Genomic DNA, 1,957 nt, shown 5'->3' with positions numbered 1-1,957 from the left:
GTATTTACATCAAAATATGATCTAAATTTGATTCCGTCAAAGGTTTCTGAGAATTGAATGACATTTTTTCTTTCCGATATTGATTTAGTTCTTTCATTTTGAGCAATTTTAGAGGCTTTTGAATATCCTTGTGAAGCAGCTTTTTGAGCCATTTGAAGTATTTTATCATCAGAAAATTTTTTAGGATCATAAACAGTTTTTATACTTGAAATTTCCTTAAATCCACCATCAGGTTTACCTGTCCTGTCTAGTGTAGGAATCTCATATTTAATTCGGGTAATGCCTTCAATATCAGTTTGGGTTTCAGATTTTACGCGTCCTCCTCGTGAATTTAGTTCTGCCATAAAATTGGTGCGGTTATGGGCTCCTTTAATGCCCTGTTTTTGACTAAAACCATCAGCATTTGCCAGATGTCTTTTTAGGTTTGTATCGAAACTGATGCCTTCCGGGTATTTGACATTAGTAATAGGTGTATTTTGTTTTACAAACCCTCTTGGTATTGGAATGAATCTAGGATTAACTCCTGGATATAAACGCTCCCAATATAAAAGGCCGTCTGAAAATCAGATTTTCAGACGGCCTTTGGTTTTCTCTATTTTCTTATTGCAGACTTGTCAGGTCTGTTTGTATGCGTTATGCCCAAAAGTCTCGCGGAGCGTCCAATACAGGTTTGACGATGCCGGTACGGATGGCGAAATCGCCAAAACCTTCATCATCTAAACGGTTTCGAGACCAATCTGCTACCCAGCCTTCGACAATTTCAAGGATTTCAGGTTCGGTAATGTTTTCTTTAAACAGACGCGGGATGCGTGTGCCTTCACGGTTGCCGCCTGCGTAAAGGTTGTAGCGGCCGACGGCTTTGCCGACCAACCCAATTTCCGCCAGCATGGCGCGGCCGCAACCGTTGGGACAACCAGTTACGCGCAAAACGATGTATTCGTCTTCCAAGCCATATTTGGCGAACATTTCGTCGATTTTATCGGAGAATGTTGGTAGGAAACGCTCAGCCTCCGCCATCGCCAGCGGGCAAGTCGGCAAGGCAACGCAGGCCATCGAGTTCTCACGCTGGATGGTAATCGATTTGCTGATTAATCCATGCTCTTTGGCGATTTTATCAATCGTATCTTTTAATTCCGGCGGCACGTTGGCAACCACCAGATTTTGATTGGCCGTCAGACGGAAGTCGCCGGGATGGATTTTGGCAATTTCGCGGATGCCTGTTTTCAACGGTCTGTCGGGATAATCGAGCAGGCGGCCGTTTTCAATAAACAAAGTCAAATGCCAGTTACCTTCATGCCCTTGCACCCAGCCGATATGGTCGCCGCGATGGGTAAACTCGTAAGGGCGAATGGGCTCAAACTTAATGCCCATGCGCCTTTCGACTTCCTCTTTGAACACATCTACGCCGACGCGTTGCAGCGTATAGCGTGTACGCGCTGCTTTGCGGTCGCTGCGGTTGCCCCAGTCGCGCTGTGTGCTGACGACGGCTTCGGCGGCATTGAGGGTGTATTCCAGCGGAACGAAACCAAATTCGTAAGAAGTGTTCGGATAAGTTTTGGTATTGCCGTGTTCGCTGGATAAACCGCCGCCGACCAATACATTGAAGCCCACCAACCTGCCGTTTTCTGCAATCGCCACGAAACCCAAATCATTGGAATGAATGTCCACATCGTTATCAGGCGGAATCACAACGGCAGTTTTGAACTTGCGTGGCAAATAAGTTTTACCCAAAATCGGCTCGACCTCATCGGCAATTTCTTTATTGCGCGGCTCGGTCGGCTCGGTCGTGAACACTTTTTCACCGTCCAACCATACATCGGCATATGCCATGGTGCGCGGCAGAAGGTGCATACTGATGCGCGCCGCCCATTCATAGGCTTCTTGATGTAAAGTGCTTTGCACAGGATTGCTGGTACACAACACATTGCGGTTGACATCGCTGGCTGTGGCAATGGAA

Annotated in this window: 2 protein-coding genes; both read right to left on the bottom strand. The window is 46.6% G+C overall.

Translation table 11 applies throughout. The features are described from left to right. Positions 1-344: CdiA family toxin C-terminal domain-containing protein (locus tag ACTHUE_RS17090; RefSeq protein WP_440424042.1), on the bottom strand; the 344-nt coding region annotated here is incomplete at its 3' end. 289 nt (positions 345-633) lie between these two features. Next, positions 634-1,957 (bottom strand): NADPH-dependent assimilatory sulfite reductase hemoprotein subunit (locus ACTHUE_RS17085; protein WP_440424041.1); only part of this gene is annotated, 1,324 nt, incomplete at its 5' end.

Source organism: Neisseria sp. P0021.S005 (assembly GCF_051956955.1).
This window is presented reverse-complemented; position numbering and strand designations above follow the sequence as displayed.